Source organism: Cognataquiflexum nitidum (assembly GCF_022538055.1).
Taxonomy (GTDB): domain Bacteria; phylum Bacteroidota; class Bacteroidia; order Cytophagales; family Cyclobacteriaceae; genus Cognataquiflexum; species Cognataquiflexum nitidum.
Map to the genome: position 1 here is coordinate 26,767 of NZ_JAKZAM010000013.1, position 21,837 is coordinate 48,603.

19 protein-coding genes are annotated in these 21,837 nt (G+C 41.5%); 11 read left to right on the plus strand and 8 right to left on the minus strand.

Translation table 11 applies throughout. The features are described from left to right. Positions 1 to 46 precede the first annotated feature (46 nt). From MMU07_RS10435 to MMU07_RS10465, 7 genes are all read left to right on the plus strand, one after another. Positions 47 to 685, plus strand: coding sequence for a type IV toxin-antitoxin system AbiEi family antitoxin domain-containing protein (locus tag MMU07_RS10435; RefSeq protein WP_241125819.1), 639 nt, complete (start codon positions 47 to 49; stop codon positions 683 to 685). Then, positions 682 to 1,533, plus strand: coding sequence for a nucleotidyl transferase AbiEii/AbiGii toxin family protein (locus MMU07_RS10440; protein ID WP_241125820.1), 852 nt, complete (start codon positions 682 to 684; stop codon positions 1,531 to 1,533). Before MMU07_RS10435 ends, MMU07_RS10440 begins: the two co-directional genes overlap by 4 nt. A 48-nt stretch (positions 1,534 to 1,581) precedes the next feature. Then, positions 1,582 to 3,972: a penicillin acylase family protein gene (locus tag MMU07_RS10445; protein WP_241125821.1), complete on the plus strand. Its 2,391-nt coding sequence runs from the start codon at positions 1,582 to 1,584 to the stop codon at positions 3,970 to 3,972. 445 nt (positions 3,973 to 4,417) lie between these two features. Then, positions 4,418 to 4,795: a four helix bundle protein gene (locus MMU07_RS10450; protein WP_241125822.1), complete on the plus strand. Its 378-nt coding sequence runs from the start codon at positions 4,418 to 4,420 to the stop codon at positions 4,793 to 4,795. Between the two features lie 55 nt (positions 4,796 to 4,850). Next, the gene (msrB, locus tag MMU07_RS10455) at positions 4,851 to 5,267 is read left to right on the plus strand and encodes a peptide-methionine (R)-S-oxide reductase MsrB (RefSeq protein WP_241125823.1); all 417 of its coding nucleotides are present in this window, start codon (positions 4,851 to 4,853) and stop codon (positions 5,265 to 5,267) included. Between the two features lie 1,293 nt (positions 5,268 to 6,560). After that, entirely contained in the window at positions 6,561 to 7,019 is a 459-nt protein-coding gene (locus tag MMU07_RS10460; protein ID WP_241125824.1) for a response regulator transcription factor, read from the plus strand. A 575-nt stretch (positions 7,020 to 7,594) separates the two neighbouring features. Then, entirely contained in the window at positions 7,595 to 9,478 is a 1,884-nt protein-coding gene (locus MMU07_RS10465; protein ID WP_241125825.1) for a DNA/RNA non-specific endonuclease, read from the plus strand. 1,195 nt (positions 9,479 to 10,673) lie between these two features. Here MMU07_RS10465 and MMU07_RS10470 read toward each other — a convergent pair. From MMU07_RS10470 to MMU07_RS10490, 5 genes are all read right to left on the minus strand, one after another. Further along, a complete protein-coding gene (locus MMU07_RS10470; RefSeq protein WP_255737339.1) occupies positions 10,674 to 10,913 on the minus strand; it encodes a T9SS type A sorting domain-containing protein in 240 nt (79 codons plus the stop codon). A 233-nt stretch (positions 10,914 to 11,146) separates the two neighbouring features. Then, entirely contained in the window at positions 11,147 to 12,091 is a 945-nt protein-coding gene (locus tag MMU07_RS10475) for a DUF4097 family beta strand repeat-containing protein (protein ID WP_241125827.1), read from the minus strand. Continuing rightward, positions 12,084 to 12,479: a TM2 domain-containing protein gene (locus MMU07_RS10480; protein WP_241125828.1), complete on the minus strand. Its 396-nt coding sequence runs from the start codon at positions 12,477 to 12,479 to the stop codon at positions 12,084 to 12,086. Before MMU07_RS10480 ends, MMU07_RS10475 begins: the two co-directional genes overlap by 8 nt. Further along, a complete protein-coding gene (locus tag MMU07_RS10485) occupies positions 12,472 to 12,777 on the minus strand; it encodes a DUF2752 domain-containing protein (protein WP_241125829.1) in 306 nt (101 codons plus the stop codon). Before MMU07_RS10485 ends, MMU07_RS10480 begins: the two co-directional genes overlap by 8 nt. A gap of 110 nt (positions 12,778 to 12,887) precedes the next feature. Then, the gene (locus tag MMU07_RS10490; RefSeq protein ID WP_241125830.1) at positions 12,888 to 13,973 is read right to left on the minus strand and encodes an oxygenase MpaB family protein; all 1,086 of its coding nucleotides are present in this window, start codon (positions 13,971 to 13,973) and stop codon (positions 12,888 to 12,890) included. Between the two features lie 48 nt (positions 13,974 to 14,021). Between MMU07_RS10490 and MMU07_RS10495 the strand changes: the two genes are divergently transcribed. After that, the gene (locus tag MMU07_RS10495; protein ID WP_241125831.1) at positions 14,022 to 14,918 is read left to right on the plus strand and encodes a hypothetical protein; all 897 of its coding nucleotides are present in this window, start codon (positions 14,022 to 14,024) and stop codon (positions 14,916 to 14,918) included. Positions 14,919 to 15,226: 308 nt separating this feature from the next. Here MMU07_RS10495 and MMU07_RS10500 read toward each other — a convergent pair whose 3' ends face one another. Next, positions 15,227 to 15,673 carry a hypothetical protein gene (locus MMU07_RS10500; RefSeq protein WP_241125832.1) on the minus strand — a complete coding sequence of 149 codons (447 nt, stop codon included), beginning with the start codon at positions 15,671 to 15,673 and terminating at the stop codon, positions 15,227 to 15,229. A gap of 850 nt (positions 15,674 to 16,523) precedes the next feature. On the opposite strand from MMU07_RS10500, the gene MMU07_RS10505 reads away from it, so the two are divergent. Next, positions 16,524 to 17,309, plus strand: coding sequence for an AAA family ATPase (locus tag MMU07_RS10505; RefSeq protein ID WP_241125833.1), 786 nt, complete (start codon positions 16,524 to 16,526; stop codon positions 17,307 to 17,309). A 186-nt stretch (positions 17,310 to 17,495) separates the two neighbouring features. Here MMU07_RS10505 and MMU07_RS10510 read toward each other — a convergent pair whose 3' ends face one another. Then, positions 17,496 to 19,052: an AbgT family transporter gene (locus MMU07_RS10510; RefSeq protein WP_241125834.1), complete on the minus strand. Its 1,557-nt coding sequence runs from the start codon at positions 19,050 to 19,052 to the stop codon at positions 17,496 to 17,498. An 83-nt stretch (positions 19,053 to 19,135) separates the two neighbouring features. Here MMU07_RS10510 and MMU07_RS10515 point away from each other — a divergent pair, with 83 nt between their 5' ends. Next, on the plus strand, positions 19,136 to 20,092 hold the full coding sequence (locus MMU07_RS10515) for an endonuclease/exonuclease/phosphatase family protein (RefSeq protein ID WP_241125835.1): 957 nt from the start codon (positions 19,136 to 19,138) through the stop codon (positions 20,090 to 20,092). Between the two features lie 11 nt (positions 20,093 to 20,103). Then, positions 20,104 to 21,018: an SMP-30/gluconolactonase/LRE family protein gene (locus tag MMU07_RS10520; RefSeq protein ID WP_241125914.1), complete on the plus strand. Its 915-nt coding sequence runs from the start codon at positions 20,104 to 20,106 to the stop codon at positions 21,016 to 21,018. Between the two features lie 84 nt (positions 21,019 to 21,102). Here the strand turns inward: MMU07_RS10520 and ung are convergent, their stop codons facing one another. Beyond that, positions 21,103 to 21,765 (minus strand): uracil-DNA glycosylase, encoded by a 663-nt coding sequence (gene ung, locus MMU07_RS10525; protein ID WP_241125836.1) that lies wholly within the window; start codon positions 21,763 to 21,765, stop codon positions 21,103 to 21,105. Between the last annotated feature and the right edge of the window lie 72 nt (positions 21,766 to 21,837).

Here is a 21,837-nt window from a genome sequence, read left to right on the forward strand (position 1 = left end):
AATCGGAAAATTTCCGATTATCTATAATTTTTTTTACATTTATTCCATGGAAACATTATTAAAGCTACAGCAATATGCCAATCAACCCATTCCCCATTTTTTGTTGGTTAACTTACTAGGTGATTACAAAAGCCCGAATGATAAAATCCACGAACTGACGAAATCAGGTTATTTGGAGACTATCAAAAAAGGACTGTATATCTTAGGTTCGAAATTGAGCAGTTCTACTCCTGAGCCGTTTTTGCTTGCAAATCAAATCTACGGCCCGAGCTATGTGTCAATGGAAAGCGCAATGTCTTTTTATGGAATGATCCCTGAAAAGGTTTTTGGAGTCAGTTCCATGACAACAAAACCAAGCAAGATCTTCAAAAACTCCATAGGCATATTTACATTTAACAACCTTCCGGAATGCTACTATTCATTGGGAATAAGGAGTGCTGAAATAGCCCCAAGTCAGCGTGTCTTAATCGCATCTAAAGAGAAAGCCTTATTGGATAAAATCATCTCTTCCAAAGGAATTCAATTGCGGTCAGTAAAAAGTTTCAAAGAATACCTATTGGAAAACCTTAGGATTGACGACTCAATTCTGAGGGATTTGGATTGTAAAATCATGGCGGAGTGTATTCATGTTTCACCAAAAAAAGAAACTATGAAACTTCTCATAAAAACATTAGAAAATCTATGATCAAGGAATGGATAGAATCTTACAAGCCAAAAAATAAAGAAGAACTGAATCAGGCTTTCAGGGAAATCATGCAAGAAATCACATTGGCTGGTTTATACAGGTCCTCGTTTTTTGAAAAGGGAGCATTTTATGGAGGAACTGCACTCAGGATTTTCCATGGTCTTGAAAGATTTTCTGAAGACCTTGATTTTACCTTAATAGATTCTTATGAAGATTTTTCTTTAGCCAATTACCTTAAAGCTGTTGAAAATGAGTTTACCTCCCTAGGAATCAATGTATCGATCAAAGAAAAAGACAAGTCCATCGAAACAAACATTGAGTCTGCATTTTTAAAATCTGAAACCATTTGGAAAGAACTGATTCTTGAAGCAGCGGTTCCCGGTTTAGGACTTGAGCAAAAGCCAAACATCAAAGTGAAGATTGAAGTGGATACTAAACCCCCTTTAGGCTTTTCAACAGAAGAAAAACTTTTGTTGAGACCATTTTCATTCTATGTCAAATGTCTATCGGTCCAGGATCTTTTTGCTGGAAAAATGCATGCATTGTTGTACAGAAAATGGAAAAACAATGTCAAAGGTAGGGATTGGTATGACTTAGAATGGTACATCAAAAAAGGAATCCCCATCCACCTAAATCATTTTAAATTAAGGGCCTTGGACAGCGGTGACTTAGAAGATGAAAAGCTTTCAAAAGATGATTTCAAGCACCTGATTCACCAAAGAATAGAAACAGTAGATTTGAAAATGGCAAAGGCCGATATTGTCAGGTTTATCAAAGATCCACACCTCATCGATATTTGGTCAAAAAAATACTTTCACGATTTGGTTGAACAAATGCAAATAGCCTAAATTCACAGAACCTCATTCCAGTCATTTACCCCACCCATCAATAAGCCCATGAAAAAATTACTCATTGCCCTAGCCGTACTTTTTGTACTGTTCTTTATCGGATTTCAGGCAGTCAAATTCAGCTTCAAACCAAAATATAACGGCGAAATCAATATGCCTTCCATGACTGCGGAAGCGGAGGTCTATTTCGATGATTTTGGTGTTCCCCATATCTATGCTGCCAATGCCGAAGATGCATACCGGTCTTTGGGTTTTGTCCATGCACAGGACAGGCTTTTTCAGATGGAAATGATGCGCCGGGTAGGAACGGGTACTTTGGCTGAACTCTTGGGTGCCGATTTGGTTGAAGTGGATAAATTTTTCAGAACCTTAGGCATTCCCAAACACGCCGCTTGGAGCACCGAAGAGTGGAACAAAGCGGGGAATTCAGAATGGAAATCCGCTACCGAAGCCTATATCGAAGGCGTAAATCATTTTATCCAACATGGTAAAATCCCTATTGAATATACCCTCTTAGGCTCCGAACCGAGGGAATTCACCATCAATGACATCCACGCCATCACGGGATATATGTCCTTTACTTTTGCCATGGCGATGAAAACAGACCCCTTGGTGACCAAAATGGCCCGCACTTTGGGTCCTGATTATATGAAAATGGTATCCGTCCATACTTTGCCGGAGCACCATGTCATCCCCAACAATTACCCGAAAAGAGATTCCATCACCACAGACCTTGTCATAGAAAATTCCCTTTCAGCCTTACTGGAAAAGCTTCCTGTTCCCCTGTTGGAAGGCAGCAATTCATGGGTGATTTCAGGCAGCAGGACAGCTTCAGGAGAAGTGTTGTTCTGCAATGATACCCACATCGGCTTTGCCCAGCCATCGGTATGGTATGAAGCTCATCTCGAATATCCAGGTTTCAGCTATTATGGCAACCATCTCGCAGGAATGCCATTTGGTTTGGTTGGTCATACCCGACACCACAGCATCGGGCTGACGATGTTTGAAAATGACGATCAGGATTTTTTTGAAGAAAAACTGAATCCCAACAATCCCAACGAAACCATTTACGGAGCCGAATTCAGGCCATTGACATCCAGAACAGAAACGATTCAGGTCAAAGATTCAGAACCCATAACCTTCGAAATCAAAGAATCCATCCACGGTCCGATTATGAATGAGGTCCTTCCCGAAATCGGCAAACTGACTCAAAATCCGGTGGCTTCGTGGTGGGTGTATGTACTCGAGCCGACAGTTGCTTTGGAGGCGACTTGGAAGATGGCAAGGGCAACAAACATTCATAAAACCGAGGCTGCTGTCCGCATGATTCACGCCCCCGGACTCAATGTGATGTATGGAGACAAGGACGGAAACATCGCTTGGTGGGCTACAGCCAAATTACCCATTAGACCAAGTCATGTCAACAGCAAGATATTTTTGGATGGCAGCAACCCTGCCGACGAACCGACGGGATGGATCCCATTTGAGCAAAACCCAATGAGCATCAATCCTGCATCAGGTTTTGTGGCTTCCGCCAATAACCAACCGGATACCCTTTCCAACGGGACATTCTTCCCGGGATACTATTATCCGGGCGACCGTTGGGACAGAATCTCCAAAACCGTCACTTCCCGAAACGACTGGACCCAAGAAAGTATCAAAGCCCTCCAATTGGAAGCCATCAATGAAAACCACCCCATCAACGCCAAAAGTATGTTGGCAGTCGTGGACTTAGCCGCTTTCAAAGGCTTTGAACCTGTCCAACAGGCCATTGAAAACTGGAACGGCAACCATGACCTGGAATCCATCGCTCCTACTTTTTACTACAAATGGCTGTACCATACCCTCCATGGCATGATGGCGGATGAACTCGGTGAAGAGGACTTCCAAAACTTCATCAAGACTTTCATGTACATCCGAAGTGTACCGACATTGATCCGAACCGATAATTCTCCTTGGTGGGACAATTCCAAAACCGAAGCAAAGGAAAGCAAGGCCGAGATTGTCAAAATCGCCTTGGGCAAAACCATCTCAGAACTCAGCGAACAGTTGGGAACAGACAGCGAAAAATGGCTTTGGGAAAAAGTCGTCGTTCTCGAACACCCACATCCTCTTGGTGCCAAAAAACCTTTGGACAAAATCTTCAATGTCAAAGCCCCTGCTGTCACCGCCAATGAGGAATCGGTCAACAAACTTCCTTTTACCCTCAATCCTGACGGCATCTATAAGGTCAATTCAGGACCTGCAATGCGTATTGTTTTAGATTTTGCTGACGTGGAAGCCTCAGAATCCGTCCTTCCCACCGGTCAAAGCGGCAACTTTTTCAGTCCCCACTACTCCGACCAAGCCATCCTTTACGTCAACGGCAAATACCGTCCGATGCTGATGAATGAGAAGGTTATCAAAGGGGGTGGAAGGAGGTTGGGGATCCGCCCATAAGCAGTTGTCAGCTGGGCGTTGTCAAGTTATCGGGTTGTCTTGTTATCAGGTTGTCAGCTTGGAGTTGTTGGGTTTTCGGGTTGTCTTGTTATCAGGTTGTCAGCTGCGCGTTGTCGGGTTGTCAGCTGCGCGTTGTCAGGTTATCGGGTTGTCTGCTGCGCGTTGTCTTGTTATCAGGTTGTCGGGCTGATGAGTTGTCTGCTGCGCATTGTCAAGTTTCCGGGTTGTCAAGTTGTCAGCTGGGAGTTGTCAAGTTATCGGGTTGTCAGGTTATCTGCTTTGCGTTGTCTGGTTTCAGTTGTCAAATAATCTGTTGCTCGGTTCTCATATAAATAGATTTTGGTGCTTTCCATAAAAACTAATTTGCTTCATAAAGCTTAATGCAATTGAAACTCCATATATTTTAGAAACTGAAAATTCTTATTCAACCTTTTTTGATAGTGAAATGAAAAGTTATCAAGACTTAGAAATTTATAACAGGTCAATGGATTTGTTCTTTAGAACGCACAAGTTCAGTTTGAATTTGCCAAATTATGAAAAGTACGAGCTGGGAAGTCAGTTGAGACGCTCCTCTGATTCCATTAATTCTAACATAGTGGAGGGTTATGGAAGAAGGAGATACAAAATGGATTTTATTAAATTTTTGGCCTACTCTCACGCAAGTACTTTAGAATGTAGCAACCACTTGATAAAAATCAAGTCCCTATATCCACAATTTGAAAGTGAAGGTGAAACTTTAATTCAAGAATATGATTTACTAGGTATCATGATATTTAAATTTTTGGAATATGTTGAAAAAAACTGGAAAACCGGAACTACTTAGCAACAACTTGACAACCCGAAAACTAGACAACTTGATAACCTAACATAAAATCGAAATGAAACCGAAACCAACAAAATCCTACCCCATCTCCAAATCCGAACAAGAGTGGAAGGAGGAACTTGATCCTGAAGCATACCGTGTCCTGAGAGAAAAAGGAACTGAAAGGCCCTTCACGGGAAAGTATTACCTCAACAAAGAAACGGGAATCTACGAATGCCATGCCTGTGGCAATGAGATTTTCCATTCCTCTGCCAAGTATGACAGCGGTTGCGGTTGGCCGTCCTTTACAGAACCGGTCCGACAAGATGCCATCGACGTGCACATGGACTATACCCATGGCATGATCCGGGAAGAGATCCTCTGCGGCAAATGTGGCGGGCACCTCGGTCACCGTTTCCCTGATGGCCCAAAAGCCAAAGGCGGCATCCGGTATTGTATCAATTCGGTTAGTATGGGGTTTAAAAAGTTGTAATTTTTGTTGTAATTGTTTTCTGCTGCGCGTTGTCAGGTTATCGAGTTGTCAGGTTGTCTGCTGCGCGTTGTCGAGTTGGGGACCGTCATTCTGAACCGTAGCCTGCGGAGGTGAAGAATCTTATCCGATATTATTGTTGTAACTGTTGTAGTGGTTCCGCCACGGCGGACAGGTGTAATTGTTGTCTGCTGCGCGTTGTCAGGTTATCGAGTTGTCAGGTTGTCTGCTGCGCGTTGTCGAGTTGGGGACCGTCATTCTGAGTGAAGCGAAGAATCTCAATCAATATTTTTGTTGTAGAGGTTGTAATTGTTGTAGTTGTTCTAATTGTTATTGGACAATCAAGTCTTGAATCTTGTGTCTTGAATCTTTTGTCTTTTTTAAGTCTTGAATCTTGTGTCTATTTTTAAGTCTTGGATCTTGTTTATAGCATCTTTTTTGGTACTCAGAGTGAAAAAACCCCGAAGGGGTAACATTTTTATAAAATAAAATGAAGCGTGAGATTGTATATGGTTTTGGCTAATTTGATGGGAAATTGTAAGTATAGTTTCCGCCAAAACAGATCAAGTTTTTTTAACCACAGATAAAAAAGATGAACATAGATCTTGTGTTCATTTTTGCAAAGGAACCAAGTCTTGAATCCAGGGTCTATTTTATAAACTTCTTTTTGCTAATTAATACCTTTTCCCAAATCATTTCCGCTCTCGTTTCTCGATTATTGTATTTATTTCCCCACTTCGTACTCGGCACTTTAAACTTTGTACCCAATTCTTCTCGGCTCTCGTTTCTCGGCTCTCGCTTCTCGTTTCTCGGCTCTCGCTTCTCGTTTCTCGGCTCTCGGCTCTCGCTTCTCGATTCTCGCTTCTCGTTTCTCGGCTCACGCTTCTCGGCTCTCGCTTCTCGGCTCTCGGCTCCATTTCCCCTCTTCGTACTTAGTACTTGATACTTTGTACAAAATCCTCCACAGCCCCAACTTTCCCAACACACCCACTGCCAACTGCGACTGAAAACTACCAAATTCCCCCTCCCCCCTACCAAACTCTCCCTAATCTCAGCCAAATTCTAATTATTATCGAATTAATTATATTTTTTTTTAAATTCTAAAAGTTAATATATAATTTTAAATTACTTGAAATCAGTGAATTAGACAGATTAATTCTTGTATAAAAGTCTTTTTCACCATTCAAGAATGGATACATTCCGGTATTTTATTTGTGATAACCCAAACAGCACAGACCCTGCCTGTGAAGCTTGTCCACCGAGGCGGAACCACAACAATTAACAATTTTTCATATTATGAGAACATTATTAGCCAATCCTGATGCCCTATTCAGGTTCCAAAAAATCCTCCTTCCTGCATTTACACTACTATTTTTTGGTGCAGTGTACATCCTTTTCGGGGAAGTCGCAGACAAACTCGAATGGAATGAAACCGTATACATCCTGATGCTGCTTGTGATAGCGTCCTTTGGGATTTCCTTCGCTTGGGCGAGGATAGAATATTCCAAAGTCCGTGTGCTGATGGACAAGCTCCTGGAAAAGGAAAAAGAGAAAGAAACCTACCTTCAACACCGACTGAAACAACTCTCGGTCAAAGAAAAAGAAGTACTACACCATATTCTTGACGGCAAAAGCAACAAAGAAATCTGTACTACCCTCTTTATCGAGCACAGCACCCTCAAGTCCCACATCAACCATATCTATAAAAAGCTGGAGGTAAAGTCTAGAAAAGAGCTTGTCATGACCTTTAAATAGGTGTTTTTTACAGGAAATAAGGATAAATCAACCTTTTTTCAACCATAAAAATTGACCGAATCAAATTATTCAATCATTAATTTTGAGAGGTAAGGCTTACTTTGGTTTTTAAAAACAACTTTCGACAATGAAATCCTTGCGCATGTTATCAAAATCTAAAGAATTTTCTGAATTGAATTAAGAAATAATTAAAATGTTTATTATCTATTTTTCGAAAAAACGCTGAATAATTAGTCGAATGCATCAAAGGCAGGATGATGGTAGAGAAAAAGTAAGATAATTTGAAGATTTAACCATCAAAAGTGAATAATGAATACCCCAAATACCTCAAATGCAAAGAAACATAAACAAAAATAAAGATTTGGAAGTGAGTTAGTAATTTCAGAGAAATTCTCCATTAAAGTAAAAACCCAACGATTCGCCTTTAATTTAATTATAAGAAATTCTATCGAAAAAATAAATAATATTCATTCTCTCTCTTTCAAAATAAAATCATAATTAGTCAAAATTCCTTAGAGAGTAAATTAACAAAGTACCAATTAAAGTTGTGTAAAATTACATTAAAAACAAATGTCATGGCAAAATCATCCTCTAAACCGAAAGGCAAATATTCGCAAAATATAAATGAAACCGCGATTTTAATGGATAAACTCAAAACGTTCGTTAGAACCCGAGGTAGTGAGTTTCTTAGTGACAGAAATATAAACTCGATAGGCATAGGCTACAAAATTAAGGACGGAAAAGAAACCGACCAAATTTGCATCCAATTCACTGTTTCAAAAAAAATGGAAAACATATCATTAGAATCAATTGGCTCCGCAGCAATACCGGAAACGATTCAGATAAATGGTATTTCTGTTCCTACAGATGTTGTTCAGCGAAGCTTCAAACTATCTTTTCAAATTGTACCAGAGCCCGTCCCAGATTCCCGAAAAACTCGAATAAACCCTATTGTCCCGGGAATTAGCGTTGGGCACAAAGACATATCCGCGGGAACAATTGGATGTATTGTTTTTGACAAGAATAACGGTACCCCCTACATCCTAAGTAACTGGCATGTGCTTCAAGGTGTCTCTGGTCAAGTTGGCGACATAGTTGTTCAACCGGGCCCACATGACGACAACAGAATAAACTCGAATCGCTTAGGAAAGTTGGTACGATCTCATCTCGGTCATGCAGGTGACTGTGCCATAGCGAGTATTGAGGATCGCACATTTAAACCTGAGATTATTGATTTGGAAAAAGTCCCCTTAAATCTTGGTGACCCTGAACTAGGTGACATTGTGATCAAAAGTGGCCGTACGACTAAAATTACGTATGGTAAGGTGAATAGAGTTAACACAATCGTCAAAATCGATTATGGCCACCCTAAAGGTGTGCAGGAAATTGGTTGTTTCGAAATTGGTGTAGACAATAATAACCCACCGCCCAATGGAGAAGTCAGCATGGGAGGTGATAGCGGATCAGTTTGGATGTTTACAAAAAATAAAAGAGTGTCCGAAGTTCTTGCCGGCCTTCATTTCGCGGGGGAATCTGTTGGAGCACCCGAAGAGTTTGCATTGGCTTGTTATGCAAAATCGGTATTTGAAAAACTCGAAATTTCCCTTACACAGCCCAAACAAATCTCAAAAGTAGAACAATCCATTGGGTATAAGGTGAATTTCTTGGATACTATTGTTGGATTCCCAACCCTAAAACCAGCCTCAGTGAACGATTCTGTAGTTTTGAATGGTAGAGAAATCATCGACTATGTCCACTTTTCCCTAATGTTGAGCAAATCGCGTCGATTTGCACACTGGGTGGCCTGGAATATCGACGGAGGCAGGATAAAAAGTCTTAGCCGCAAAGGGCTAAAGTTTAAAATGGACGTACGAATCCCATCCAACTTTCAAGTAGGAGAAGACTTATATAGCAATAATAGGCTCGACAGAGGGCATATTGCGAGACGTGCTGATTTAGTTTGGGGCAGCGAAATGGAAGCAAAACAAGCTAACCGAGATTCTTTTTACTTCACTAACATCGCACCCCAAATGGACAACTTCAACCAAAGCAGAGCCGGGGGAATCTGGGGGCGTTTGGAGAATGCTGTTTTCGAGGAGGTAGAGGTAGAAAACTTAAAAGTAAGCGTATTCGGAGGACCTGTTTTTCGAGAGGATGACAGAAACTACAGAGGAGTTAAAATTCCGCGCGAATTTTTCAAAGCGATTGTATACAAAGAAAATGGAAAACTGAAAGTTAAAGCATTTTTACTTACCCAAAACTTGAATCAACTTGAATTTCTCGGCTTGGCTGAATTCAAGGTTTATCAAGTTGGGTTACCTGAAATTGAAGATCGATGCGAATTCACTTTCCCGAATGAATTAAAAAGTGTGGATCAATACCTTGAAAACATTCTTGGACGACCTGAAATGGCTGATAAACGTCCGCCGCTCAATACTTTGGCCGACATAAACTGGTGAGAAGCGAAAACTTGATTTGGATTTCTAAATTACGCTAAACCTATGCCATTTAGAGTAGATGTTTTTAACGCTTGATCGGTTGGGATGTCAATAAAGCTTGTTTCAAAACTGCAATTAAACATTCTATTCAAAACAGAGATTGTTGACATTATTGTGACAATACTTGATTATGGCAGAATTAGAACGGGAGATAGACCAAGATTATATCCTAGAAGTGTGACAAATAGAGCTTATGGAGAAGTTTGTTACCCATTAGATTTGTTGTTAATAAACTTGGGAAAATGTTCTAAACAAGGTTCAACTTGTGCTAAGGTCACAGCAGTTTAAGGAAATTTTTAGGCTGGCACTATAGCATTCCAAAAAACATTTTTGCTTATCTGCTTTTTTTCGATGCAACGCCAGCAAATCAAATTAAAATTTGACTTGCAAGTGAGACCGAACGGATCGGCGTGAAAAAGCTGTACTGGTAAAGGAATTCAAATAACACGTTTAAGATAGTTAAAAATCTGGAAATCTGAGTTGGGTATAAGTGTGAAAGGTAGGTTGGTATTTGGGGTTATTTGAATTCCGGGAACATGTAAGCGTTTCAAATCAACAGGTAATCGGACAAGCATAGTGTTTACACACAGGTTGGGGTGCAGTTTGATGGCGGTGAACCCCGGAGTACCTTGGTTGATTTATTGCTGATTCTTTGTCGGAGATGCAAATTGCTGGGAATGCGAGGTACGAGCATGGAGCCAATCAAATTCACCACCAACATGGGAATTGGATAACTGTTTAATGTAAATGTCCAAAAATATACAAAAGCCTATTGTTATTGGGGTAGGTTGTCGAAAATATTAAATTTCTGAAAAAATAATTAGACAGCGGTTTAAAAAATTTGCATTTATGTGCTTCTTTAAAAAGGAAATTCTTTGCCCAATTTGCTTAAGGTGTTTTATTTTTTATTGTTTGATCCGGGTATTTGAAATTACTACAATTTAAAATTTTTGATGTTACTAAGATTAACTTAAAACCACCAAATTGATTTTGCATCTAGGCCAAAAATCAACCCCTATTTGGGTATTGTTAAAGGTAAGATTTTTGGAATGATTGAAATTTGTGATTTCACCATTTTTTCATTTTCAGTATATCATTTCCTTCATAGCTTAAAACTGAAAGAAAACCCTAATACAACCTCCCAACTTTGGAACTTTCAAACCTTCCAATCCCAACTCTCCACCACCACCTTCTTCCCTACCACTTCCCTCCCATTCCAAGCCTGCAAGAAGAAAACCCCGGAAGGTAATCTGGAGAGGTCTATGAAGGCTTCATGGGTTTCGACTTGTTGGTGGAAGACTGATTTTCTCATGGCATCAAAAACAGGAATTTCAGTAACAGATTGGGAAAGGTTGATTTGGAAGATGCCATCGGAGAGATTTAAAAAGATAATCAGGCTGAATTTGGGTTCTTGGAGAAGATTTCCGACTTAAACCAAAAAGCCATTGACCTTATTAGGCCAATGGCTTTATTTCATTTATAAATCTTTGGAATCTCTAATTTTCCAATCCTCCAATCCTTTCAACTTTGAAACATTAAAACCTTGAAACTTCCTAAGAAATCTTTCAATTTTCTAATCCCTTCAACCTTCCAACCTTGAAACATTACAACCTCATAACCTTTTCCCCCTCAATTCACAATCTTAATACTCCCGCTACTCACTTTTCCGGTGACGGTACCGGAGGCGCCATTGTTGAGCTTGAGCTTGTCGTCGGAATCCTCTTCCCCTACCCTGACGCTGCCGCTGTTGGCTTTAAGGTCAAAGTTGAAGGCCTGAAGGTCAGAAGACGTCTGTATGCTGATGCTACCTGAGTTGGCCTGAAGCGAGGTCCTGTTTCCAAGGCCTGAATTTTCTGCTTTGACACTTCCTGAGCTGGCTGAAAGTTCACCAAGTTCTGTGACTCCGATCAGTTTGATACTTCCTGAATTCACTTTGCCATCCACGACCCCTTTGACATCCTCTAATTTCAGACTTCCTGAGGAAGCTACCGCATCCACATCTCCCTCCACATCTTTTAGGGAAATACTACCTGAATTCACCTTGGTGTTGACTTTTCCCGTCAGTGCTTCTCCTTTGATACTTCCTGAGGAAGCATTGAGGTTTATGACACCTACTTCAAGGGCCGTCGCTTTGATACTGCCGGAGTTGACTTTCAGGTCGATGACCTCGTGAACAACATTGAGGACTTCGATCGAACCCGAACCGTTGACAAAGTTAAGTTTGATGTCTTCAGGACCGGTAAGGCTGATGTAGCCTTCTGTCTGATTCCCAAAGTTCCATCCAATGTTTTGGTCACCTGTCACTTCGATGGTGAGCTTGGAACCTGATTGGCGGTAGGTGATTTCCATACCAGAACTCTCTGTGGCTTCAAGAAAACCATTGAGGTTAACGTCCGTTTCTCCTGATTTTCCTTCGTAAGTCACTTCGAGATATTGTCCTTCGAGCTCTATTTCTTTGACACCTTGGAAGGTTTCTTCATAGTCGTGGGTGACGGTTTTCTCCGGTGCACCACAGGATGCAAGGAGAAAACCGGTTCCCAAGATCAAGCCTATTGATTTGATTCCCTTATGCATTGTCTCCTGTTTTGGTATTGGCATTTGGGAAATAGTTGGTATTGTTAGACATCATGGACAGCGTCTCATGTGCCACCTTGATGTTGTATTCATAAGCAAGGCTTTTGTAATTGACCAAGTCTACAATGGTACCGATAAAGCACAATCCGAGGGTGAAGATGTAGAGGATACCCAATCCGACCTGTCCGAGGATAAAGCGGTGGAGTCCTGCAAATCCGAAGAAACCTAACAAACAAAGGATCAATACCATTTGGTTGTCTTTTCTTCTGGCGCGATATACTTGGGCAAAAAGATTTGCCTGATCGTCATCCATATTTTTCAGGATTCCCTGAATGTAACCCAATTCCATACCTTCAAGCTCCGGAAGGTGTCTCAATACATTAGCCATAGTGATTAGTAGTTTTAAAGTGTCTGATTAATTCGAAAATGCGGTAACCGATCGCACCAAAGGCAAACATGGCTAGCGGATGCATGGACCATGATGCGGCAATGTCCCCTTTGGTAAGTAGACTCATGGCCCGTCCCAATCCACATCCCGGACACCAATGGAAGCCTAGGTTCTCCAAAGGGCAAAGCGTGAAATGTTGGGCACCATAAGGGTCAATGAACAGGATGCCTATAAGGGCTCCGATCCAAAAGACCAATTCCAAAGGGAATGTGCGGATGAGCTTACCGATTCTTTTCATTTGATACCCAAAGTACGAAAAGAATGCCACAAGGTAAAAAGGCCTGTTTTAACCAAAATTAACGTATTCAGAAAATGTCCTGACACGCACACGGACAAAAAAGTGTTCGGTTATGGACGCTTTGGAACAGGGATATTTAATGTGAGTTCCTTGCCGAATTGGGTTTTACTTTGTTCCAAAAACTGGGCTCGGGTTTTCTGATACGAAGGATTTCCACCGCTTTGTTTCAAAAAGTTAAAATCCAACACCAAAGCATAGACACTTTTGGGGAGTTTTGCTTTTTCTTTGATCCCCAATACGCCGGCTACTTCCTTTCCTACAAAATAAGCCACCAATGTTTCTGACAGTGATGACAAAGTAGCATCAGGAATAGCTTTTTCATAAAAACCGAGCAAGGACCTGATCAAGGTATTTCCGGCTTCCGAAGGTCGGACGTGGCGTTTGCGGATGAGTTTCTCCAATTCAAAAGATTCCTTGGCAGTTTCGGGCCAATAGGCTATGTCAATTCCCAAATAATGGCCTATGACTTTCCAATAATGTAAAACCGCCTCGTGGGTCTCCACACCGGGGAATCGGTTGAGCTTCTCCATTCCCCGCATCACCAACAGGCTAAAGGCAAGGTTGGTACCGATCATATCTTCCTGATTGATGGGCAATCCCCAATCCGGATTCCAGTCTTTGGCGTACTTGGAAACAAAATACCGGCTAAATGCATGGATCAAACGCACCTTCGCAATGGTCAACAACGACTTATTCTCTTCAATAAATGTTCCGGGAACAAAACAATCCAACAGGAACAAGGCAGTCTCCGAAAGCCGCATGCCCACTTCGTCGGTGATTCTTTTGGAGCGGACCAGGACTTGCGCACCGTCTGCGAAAGCATAGCAATAAGGCAAAGAATAAAAACCCAAAAGTGACAGGTAGAGATTTCCCTCTTTGTCAAAAAAATCCTGTGCGGTTTTGATTTTTTCAGGGAAAATAAAGTCAGGCTGAACATGAAAAAACTGAATAAATGATTTCAATTCCTCCGGAAAATCAACCGACTCTTGTTCTGTAGGAAGAACTTTCCAGGAATTGATCTTTTCGCACCACTCCGGTTGGTTTACCAAAAAACCAATAGCCTGATCCGCCAAGCAATCACCGCTTGACCTGAGCTCATCCAGATTTTTATTGGTATATAAACTTAATTTTCCCACCTTAATCTAACCCTGATTTTGTAATTTAGTTTCCGAAAACTTATGCTTATGCATCTCAAATTACGATTATCCTTTATCTCGCTCTGTATTTTACTGTCAATCAATGCTTTTGCCCAAGGCAGTTTTGACCTCATTGCCATAGATGTCAAAAAATCGGGTGGAAAATTGGCTATTGATTACAATACTATAACCTTGATTACCAACAGACCGCTGTATGACAATCAGCCTGCTTTCATCAATGAGGTTCAGATGGCGTTTTCGGCGGTGGATGAAAAGGGGAACAACGATATCATCATCTACAACTTTGAGAAAGATAAGTTTACCAACCTCACCAAGACTTCGGACAGGAATGAATTTTCACCTTCCCTGACGGATTGTGGTCTGTATGTATCAGCAGTGACCGTCGAACCGGACGGCAAGCAGCGCCTGTGGCTTTACCCCACCAATTTTGGGGAACCGGAGTTGTTGTACGACGACATCGAACCGGTGGGCTATTACGATTGGTATGACAACAAAGCGGCTATGTTTGTCCTCGGCAAACCCAATAAACTCGTCTATCCTTACAGCAAATCCGAGCTGGTCACTATCAGCGAAAACGTCGGTCGATCGGTGAAAAAAAGACCGAAGACCAGCATCATCACCTTTATCGACAAAAACGTCAGCAAAGAAGTGGATGGAGTGAAATCCTACGCCATCAAAGGATTTGATATTGAAAAAAGAACCCACACCGATTATGGCTTCACTTTCCCCGGTTCGGAGGACTTCATTTGGCTTGACAACCAGCTTCTCCTGATGGGCAAAGGAAATGACCTCTATGTCAGAAAAGCGGAACAAACCGAATGGGAAAAAGCGGGTTCCATTATCCTGGAAGGTTATCAAAACATTACCCGAATGGCCTATTCGGCTGATTTGAAGAAGTTGGTGGTGGTGATGGAGAGGAAGTGAGGTGGAAAGTTTGGAAGTGGGAAGTAGGAGGATTTGACGGATGACCGATGACGGATGTCCGATGATGGGAGTTGTGGAATAATTAAAGAATTGGCATAGAAATTAAAATTTCTAAGACTAAAGATCTATGAAATTGCCTCTCCTAATCAATAATGTCCAAAACAAAGTATACCTATCATTGTCATTTCGAGCAGAGGGAGAAATCTTAAAGAAGTTGGAGATTGGGAAGTGGGAAGTTGGGAAGTAGGAGGAATCATTTTTGAACAAAGAATTGAGTAACAAGTATCAAAACAAATTCCAACAGCCTTTTAAAACATCCAAAATCTTTCTGATTCATTGGCAGGCTTTGCGAGAAGGATAATGATGAATACAGCCGAAAGGATCAAAGTCCCGAATAATAAAGCAAACATGGATATGGTTTTGGCCCTGTCAAATACCCTGACTCTAGCCTTGACGATATGTTGTAATTTTACCTCATGGTACTTGTCTTTTGGAAATTCCAACCGAGGCCGTTCCGGAGTGATATAGCCCGAAATACTTTCCTTCGACTTTTTATCTACCAAAAAATAAAACTCTGATTTGTCCGCCAAAGTGAGGTGGTATTCTTTGTTTTCATGAAAATGTACCAAAGTATCATATCCCGAAAAAGAAACGTATGGAGGTAGCCTGTATATCTTGGACAAGTCCTCGTACCTAGTACAAGACAAGGAAAAAAGTCCAAAAAACAGACAGAGAAGTTTTAGTTTGTCCTCCATAGTTCGGGTCGTTTTATTTACCTGATAAAATTAGAAAGAGGGTATTACTTGGATCGGGCATTCCAAATTTTAAATAATTGATTTGAACCACAATGATTTTTTATTTTATTAAAAATCACTTTCCCCTATTTTTTCATTGGAATATTCACTGATTTTCATCTAAAATAGAATCCAACACCTATTAAAAGAAAAAAAGAAACCTTCGATTCCTTCGGTGATTTTGGTTAAAAAAGTAACTTGTCTAAATAAGACACAAGATGTAAGACTTGATTCCTCTAAAACAATGATAACCCGACAACGCGAAGCAGACAACCATTAGAACAATTACAACTCACCAACCACAAATACGAGACTTGGGAAATTAAGAATGATGAATTCATAATGACTTAGTATCCGTCTCTCTGAGTGAAGCGAAGAGTCTCAATATAAAGAGATTCCTCACATCCACAGGATGCTGTTCAGAATGCCGGATTCCGAAAACAGACAACGTGAAACTCGACAACCCTATAACGCGAAGAAGATAACAATAACACCTGTCCGCCGTGGCGGAACCACTAGAACAATTACAACTCAACAACCACAAATACGAGACTTGGGAAATTAAGAATTAAGAATGATGAATTCATAATGACTTAGTATCCGTCTCTCTGAGTGAAGCGAAGAGTCTCAATATAAAGAGATTCCTCACATCCACAGGATGCTGTTCAGAATGCCGGATTCCGAAAACAGACAACGTGAAACTCGACAACCCGAAAACGCGAAGCAGACAACAATTAGAACAAATACAACCACTACAACAATTACAACAAAGAAAAAGGTATCCCCATAGTCACAAGAATCCTACTAAACCATGTACTACCTCAGCCAAATCAACCTTCCTTCAGGACCACAAACCCATTTCCCTTTTACCTTACCGGCATTCAGGGAGTTGGGCTCGATGTCATTTAATACCCCTGTCACGGTTTTTGTTGGAGAGAATGGGTCAGGCAAATCTACATTGCTTAAAGCATTGGCAATCAAGCTTAACCTACCCGCCATCGGAAGCAATGATCTAGAAAGGGATGAGACCTTGGAAGGCGTAAAAGCATTCGGTGAAGCCATCATAACTTCTTGGAAGAAAAAGGCTTATCGGGGGTTTTTCTTTAGAGCGGAGGACTATTTTGGATTTGTAAAGCGCCTCAGGAATATCGACCAAGAATTCAAAGGAGACATTGTGGATTTTGAAAAGCAATTGAGCGGCACAGGCTTGAAGTTGGCCGTCGGCGCGGTCCACGGCCAAAAGGAAGCTTTGCTTCGCAAGTATGGGGACCTGACAGAAGTCTCCCACGGAGAGGGATTTTTGAAAGTATTGCAGGGAAGGTTGCAGGCAGAAGGAATTTATCTGATTGACGAACCGGAAGCGGCGCTCTCGCCACAGCGGCAGTTGGCACTTTTTTCGTTGATCAAAAACCTCTCTGAAAACCATGGTTGCCAGTTCATCATCGCCACCCACTCTCCTATTCTGATGACCTTGCCCAATGCAACGATTTACCAGTTTTCGGAAAATATCCAAAAGGTCAATTACGAAGATACCGAGCATTTTACCATCCTGAAAAACTTTCTCAATAACCCTGAGGCATTTTTGAGGTATTTGTAGAAGCCATTTTTTTGTTTTCAGTGGGTACAATTTTCCCAATCTCAAGTTAGGTATCTGCATCCGACATGGTCACCTCCAAGCTCAACGTGCAACATTTCGGATATCCATATCAATAAATATCGGATTTGATAAAGATTTAGCCTTAGATGTCAGTAACTGCCTTCAATCCAAATAATCCCCAATAAATCACGGCACCGCCATCACATACTCATAGGTACTTTGCAGCCCGAGTGGAATCCCCAATGACCAATAAATCAGCAAGAATAAAGTCCAGGTTACCAACAGCATAAGGGAGTAAGGAAGCATCATTGAAACCAGGGTTCCGATACCGGTGGACTTGACATACCGCTGACAGAACACCACGATCAGTGGAAAATACGGCAGCAAAGGGGTGATGATATTGGAAACCGAGTCCCCAACACGGTAAGCAGCTTGGGTAAGATCGGGAGAGATTCCCAATTGCATCAGCATCGGCACAAATATCGGACTGATCAAGGCCCATTTTGCAGAAGCCGAACCCACCAACAGGTTGACCAAGGATGTCAAAATCACAATGCCTACAATGGTAATTTGGGAGGGCAGATTCAAAGATTGGAGAAAATCCGCACCCTTCAGCGCAGTCAGTGCCCCGATATTGGATTTGCCAAAAGCATCAATAAACAAAGCGCAGAAAAAAGCCATCACAATATAGTACGCCATACTTCCCATAGCCTTACTCATGGAAGCCACCATATCTTTCATGCTATTGTATGTCCCTGCTGCAAATCCATATATCACTCCGGGAATCCAGAATAATATAAAAATCAATGGTACAATGGATTTCATCAAAGGCGCATCACGGGATGTAATCTCCCCTGTTGCATCTCTCCAGGCAGAATCTTGAGGATAAGCCCAAAGGAAAAGGCCAACAATACAAAAGAACATGATGCCAAATGCAAGCCAAAAGGCCTTCTTCTCCCTGTTGTTCAGGACTTCTATTTTTGGGATGTCTTGAAGATTAGCATCTACAATTACATTCTTGTTCAACCGTGGTTCTACCACCCGGTCAGTCAGAAACCAGACTACTAGGACGACCAAAAGACTTGAAAGGCCTGTAAAAAAAATGTTGTTCAGCGGATTAAGCACAATCTCAGCATCGATGATTTGGGCTGCTGATTGGGTGAAACTCTGGATCAGCGGATCAATGCTAGAAGGAATGAAATTGGCACTAAATCCTCCGGAAACTCCCGCAAAGGCAGCTGCAATGCCTGCCAGAGGATGCCTTCCGGCTGCATAGAAAATCACACCACCTAGTGGAATCACCAAAACATACCCTGCATCTGCAGCAGTATGGCTGACAATTGCCACCAAAACCAAAATCGGCGTAAGCAGCATTTTGGGAGTGACTCCCAATAAAAATTTCAATCCTGCATTGATAAATCCGGAATGTTCAGCCACCCCTACTCCCAACATCGCCAACAACACCACCCCCAAAGGAGGAAAATTGATAAATACACCGGTCATATTGGAAAAGAAAGCGGCAAACTGCGTTCCTGAAAGGAGATTTTGGATACGCAGCTCTCCACCGCTTCTTGGGTCTACAGCGCCAAAGTCAATCGGTGATAGCAAGGCGGAAAGCACCCAGGTAAAGAGCATCAGGATCAAAAAAAGAATGGCAGGATCGGGAAGCCTATTCCCCGCATTTTCAATAAAATCCAAAAATCTGTCCAAAAAGGTTTTGGGGTTTTTCTCAATATTGGTCATAAACAATTAAATTGGGTTTTGATAAAATTAGTAAGCTTTTACAATTTTCTAATCATTCTTCTCTTTCTTTCTCTGTTTTTAAGATGTCCATCAATCTATTTTCCCCTCCAAAAGCTATTCAAGACGAATTAGATGCTTTCCGCAGATTTTTGGATTGGACCATCCCTGCCAAAAAACTGGACAAAAACGTCCTCATCTGCACTTGGAATATCCGGATGTTTGGCGATGTCATTATGAAATGGCAATCTGAAGAAAATGACTCCCCAAAGAGAGATGCCCATGCCCTGCTGTGCATTGTTGAGATCATCAAAAAATTTGACATCATCGCTGTTCAGGAAGTGCGGGGAAATTTCAAAGGATTAAGAGAAACCATGCACCTGTTGGGTTCGGACTGGAGTTTTTTGATGACAGATGTCACTGCAGGATCCAAAGGGAACAATGAAAGGCTAGCATTCATCTTTGACACCCGAAAAGTCAAACTGTCCGGACTTGCCTGCGAGATCGTCATACCTGATGAGGTTTTGGAGAAAAACAAGGAAATCCAAAATGATGCGCTGACTCGCCAATTTGCTCGGACGCCCTATGGAGTGAGTTTCAAAGCAGGGAAAAGTACTTTTGTGTTATTGACCCTGCATGTGCTATTTGGATCAAAATCACAGGACCGTGTTGGAGAGATCCAAGCCATTGCAGACTGGATATTTGGCTGGTCACAGGAGATGGCTTCATGGAACCATAGCCTGCTGACTTTGGGGGATTTTAACCTGATGCGAAAGGGAGATCCGACCTTTGATGCTTTCATTTCCTCCGGACTTTATATCCCAAATGACCTTCAGGAACAGGACAGAACTGTTTTTAAAAAAACAAATACATTTTATGACCAAATCGCATGGTTTGAAAACAACATCAACCTGAAATATGTGCAAGGTGGAATAGTGGATTTTCGCGACCATGTACTCAAGGATAGGAACTATACAATTTCTCAATTATCTTTCCGGCTTTCTGATCATTTTCCACTTTGGACTGAATTTATTACCCAATAAACACCCCTATGATGACCTCAATGAAATACTACTTTACAGCAATTATCTCCGTGATTTTCACATTCCATTCACAATCCCAAGAACTTGACAGGGGTAGTGTAGTCGCTAAAAATGCTTCCTTGGTGAAAGTGGGCGAAGGATATACCTTTACTGAAGGACCTGCCGTTCACCGCAATGGCGATATCTATTTTACTGACCAGCCAAACGACAAGATATTCAAATGGTCAGCAACCAGAAATGAAGTCACACTTTTCAAAGAAGGCACAAAAAGATCTAATGGAATGTATTTTGACCGGAGAGACATTTTGATCTCCTGTGCAGATCAGGAAAACCAACTTATTGCCATTGATGATAAAGGTGATGTAAAAGTCCTGATCGAAAACTTCAAAGGAAAAAAGCTGAACGGACCAAATGATGTTTGGATTGCACCAAATGGAGGCCTGTACCTCACCGACCCTTTGTACAAAAGGCCTTGGTGGACAGGAAGAAGTCAAGAAATGGAGCAGGATGGCGAACATCTTTACTATTTGGCACCAGACAGGGTACAGTTTTTTAGGGTAGACGAAAAACTTGTCAAACCAAATGGCTTGGTAGGAACACCTGACGGCAAAAAATTGTATGTGGCAGACATAGGTGACAACAAAACCTACGTGTACGAAATCGAAGAAGACGGATACCTAAAAAACAAAAAGGTTTTTTGCGAAATGGGGTCAGATGGGATGACCATTGACAATAAAGGAAATGTCTACCTCACAGGCAAGGGGGTTACTGTTTTTAATCCCAAAGGAGAGCAGATAGCCTACATTCCCCTACCTGAGAGATGGACAGCCAATGTCGTATTTGGAGGAACTGAACGAAAGACCTTGTTTATTACAGCAACCGACAAAGTATATACATTAGACATGAAGGTGAGAGGGGTTTGGTAAAAATATTGGAAAATTAGAAGATTGGAAGATTGGAAAAATTGTCCACGGTCGACAGTCGACTGTCGACCGTGGACTACTTGACTACTACCACATAATCTCCCCTATACCCTTTCCCTTAAGGTAAGCATTGGCTTTAGAAAAATGGCCACAACCCAAAAAACCCCTATGTGCTGATAGCGGACTCGGGTGTGGTGCGTGCAACTTGAGGTGTCGGGCTTCATCGATAAAAGCGGCCTTCTTTTGGGCATAGGCACCCCAAAGCATAAAGACGATGTTTTCCTTGGTGGTAGCAATTTTTCTAATGACAGCATCTGTAAAAAGCTCCCACCCCTTATTTTGGTGAGATCCTGCTTGATGGGCACGCACCGTGAGGGTGGCATTCAATAGCAAAACCCCTTGATCAGCCCATTTGGTCAGGTCTCCATTAGGCGGCATAGAGTAACCCATATCTCGGTTGATTTCCTTGAATATATTAAGAAGGCTTGGCGGAAAAGGAATACCTTCACGTACCGAAAATGAAAGTCCATGTGCCTGCCCCGGTCCATGATAAGGATCCTGACCGAGGATGACTACTTTCAGTTTTTCTATGTGGCAATGGTCAAAGGCATTGAAAATCTCCTTACCTTTAGGATATATCACCTCGTTCTGGTATTCTGATTTAACAAAACTTGCCAGAACACTAAAATATGGTTTTGAAAATTCCTCCTCAAGAAGGTTTTTCCATCCAGATTCAATTTTTACATCCATTTTTGTATCGTATTGTATAGATAATTTGGAAATAAGACAAAGTTTTCGAATTTTTAAATCCCGTTAATAAAA